The following is a 2,328-nucleotide window of genomic DNA, read 5'->3' on the forward strand; positions in this document are numbered from 1 at the left end:
CCCAAGAGGAACCGCAAAGAACAGCGTGACTATGATAAATATCTCTATAAGCTGCGTCATTTGGTAGAAAACTGCTTTCTTACACTGAAACGCTGGAGAGGGATTGCTACTCGTTATGCTAAGACCTCTGATGCCTTTATCGCTGCGGTACACGTCCGTTGTATCGCTATTTGGGCTGCTATTCGTGCTTGACTCATGTAGACACTATTTAGAAAGGCTTCGCAGTTTCAGACCGATGGATGATGATTTTATGCGCTGCCTTTTCAAAGACAACATCCCTTTAGCTGAAATGGTGCTTCGCATTATTACGGGTAAGCCTGATTTAGTGATTACTGACTGTCAGACGCAAAAGGATATGAAGCGGCTGGCTGGGGCGCGTTCTATCTGCTTGGACGCATACGGAACAGATTCTATCGGGAAAAAGTATGATATGGAAATTCAGCGGGAGGATAAGGGGGCAGACCCGCACCGAGCAAGATTTCATTCCAGTGTGCTGGATATTGAAAATCTGGATGCTGGGCAGGAATTTCGTGAACTGCCTGACACATATACCATTTTCATCACCGAAAAGGACTTTTACGGGAAAGGTGAACCAGTTTATCTTATTGAGCGGATGAACATTACCACGGGTAAACCTTTCGCAGACGGGGAACATATTTTTTATGTGAATGGCGAGTATCGGGGCAATTCCGACATAGGGAAGCTGATGCACGACTTTAACTGCACCGATGCCGCAGATATGAATTTCAAGCTGTTGGCAGACCGTACCAGGTATTTGAAGGAAAATCCGAAAGGAGTGAGCGAAATGTGCAAAGTGATTGAGGATATGCGGAAGGAAGAACGCGAGGAGGCCACAAAAGCGGAAAAACAGAGAACAGTATTTCGTATGTTAGCAGACGGAACTTTGGCCCTCGAAAAGATTGCCGAGTACGTTGGTCTTTCACTCGATGAAGTGAAGAAACTACAAACGGCGCAAAAAGTTTAAGCACCAGGGCTATTCAAGGCCGGGAATCTGACAACAGGTTCCCAGCCTTGTTTTACGTCCAAAACATGAACAATCTATGAATTATATTAAAAAGTCCTTGACAACAAGCAACAGGCAAAACAGCTAAATCTATACTTATTAGCTGCGGCGCTCGTATGGCTCCCTTTGACATCCGGGAGGTACGGGAACTGATGGAGGGCGATGAACTGGAACTTGAAAAGATAGGCGACCGCAAGACGGCGCTGTTCTGTATCGTGTCCGACACGGATATGACATTCAATTTCATTTCTGCGATGGTTTATACGCAGATGTTCAACGTCCTGTGCGACAAGGCGCTGGAAAACGGCGGCGCACTGAAAACCCATGTTTGTCGCTCATATTCCGTATGCCGTAATACGTCCGTTTGTTGGAAACGTACTTGTGATGATCTACGAAGTTGACCGCGCAGAAAATAATCGCCGATTGGACGGCGGTACACTGCCAAGAGGCCGAAGAGAGCTGCCGTCCTAAGTAGCGGGAGATACACGTCCGCTCGAATGCGGCGTTGAAGGCTGTCTTGGTGACAGTCTCATCCTCCAGAGCAGCCAGCACCCGGTCGCGGAGCTGCTCCCCACGGGCCAGATCGACCACCTGGGTCGGTTCATCGTCAAAGGCATAGGCAAAGAGGAGAATTTCAAATCTGGGGGAATCCGAATAGGCGTACACACCGCACTTCGGAAGATCCACGTCAGAAAAGGTCTCGATGTCGATTGCTAACAGGCTCATACTTGCCTCCTGATATGGCAAAGAGGGGTGGAGGCCCTCCACCCCTCTCGCCAAAAGTCGTGTGTTTGTCAGGAGAGGAAATCCTCGTCCTCGTCCGCCATGGCCTCAAAGTCATCGCTGGCCTTGGAGCGACCGCCGAGAGCCTCGCCGTCCTTTACGAACTGGACATTTCCGAGTCCGGCAGCAACTCCCCGATTCCCGTTGCTATTGTAGCCGTAGAAGGTAACGCTGACATTGCAGTAGCAGCCGCTGTACACCTCGCTCTGGTCGATGATGGGCTGCACCTTGCGGTTCACCACCTGGGGAGCCTGACGGCTGTTGGCGTTGAGGAAGAAGCTCCCGGCATACGCCTCGTCATCGGGCCGGTCGGTGTCGCCGTCCCGGAGAGGGGGCTTGAGGTTGGGGGGAATCTTGCCGCCCCACTTGCCCACGGAGTCCTTCTTGGCCTGTTCGATGGCCTTCTGGATGGCGGTGATGGTCTTGGCGTCCTTCTTGGACACGATAGGAGGCTGGAACCACAAGGCCCATCTGCTCCATCTGCCGCGCTGTCTGCCGGCCCAAGGTGATCTGGACAGGAA

General features: G+C 51.2%; 3 protein-coding genes and 2 pseudogenes. 3 read left to right on the forward strand and 2 right to left on the reverse strand.

Features of this window, described 5'->3' with window-relative positions; translation table 11 throughout:
- The 3 genes and pseudogenes from D1841_RS17000 to D1841_RS17010 form a co-directional block, all read left to right on the forward strand.
- Positions 1-192, forward strand: a pseudogene (locus D1841_RS17000) (IS5/IS1182 family transposase); the annotation flags it as partial.
- A 43-nt stretch (positions 193-235) separates the two neighbouring features.
- Complete coding sequence (locus D1841_RS17005; RefSeq protein ID WP_161880183.1) at positions 236-985, forward strand: PD-(D/E)XK nuclease family transposase; 750 nt, start codon at positions 236-238, stop codon at positions 983-985.
- Between the two features lie 107 nt (positions 986-1,092).
- Positions 1,093-1,353 (forward strand): annotated as a pseudogene (locus tag D1841_RS17010) (type IV secretory system conjugative DNA transfer family protein); the annotation flags it as partial.
- Here the strand turns inward: D1841_RS17010 and D1841_RS17015 are convergent.
- Together D1841_RS17015 and D1841_RS17020 are read right to left on the reverse strand one after the other, a co-directional pair.
- Positions 1,298-1,750 (reverse strand): hypothetical protein, encoded by a 453-nt coding sequence (locus D1841_RS17015; RefSeq protein ID WP_201751359.1) that lies wholly within the window; start codon positions 1,748-1,750, stop codon positions 1,298-1,300. The pseudogene D1841_RS17010 and the gene D1841_RS17015 sit on opposite strands and share 56 nt — an antisense overlap.
- Before the next feature lie 68 nt (positions 1,751-1,818).
- Positions 1,819-2,325, reverse strand: a complete 507-nt coding sequence (locus D1841_RS17020) for a DUF2815 family protein (RefSeq protein WP_237076451.1) — start codon at positions 2,323-2,325, stop codon at positions 1,819-1,821.
- Positions 2,326-2,328 lie beyond the last annotated feature (3 nt).

The sequence above is a fragment of the Neglectibacter sp. X4 genome (assembly GCF_009917365.1).
In the GTDB taxonomy this organism is placed as follows: Bacteria; Bacillota; Clostridia; order Oscillospirales; family Acutalibacteraceae; genus Acutalibacter.

Coding starts and splice junctions, on each gene's coding strand:
- D1841_RS17005 (WP_161880183.1), top strand. CDS start 236: ATGGATGATGATTTTATGCGCTGCCTTTTCAAAGACAACATCCCTTTA.
- D1841_RS17015 (WP_201751359.1), bottom strand. CDS start 1,750: ATGAGCCTGTTAGCAATCGACATCGAGACCTTTTCTGACGTGGATCTT.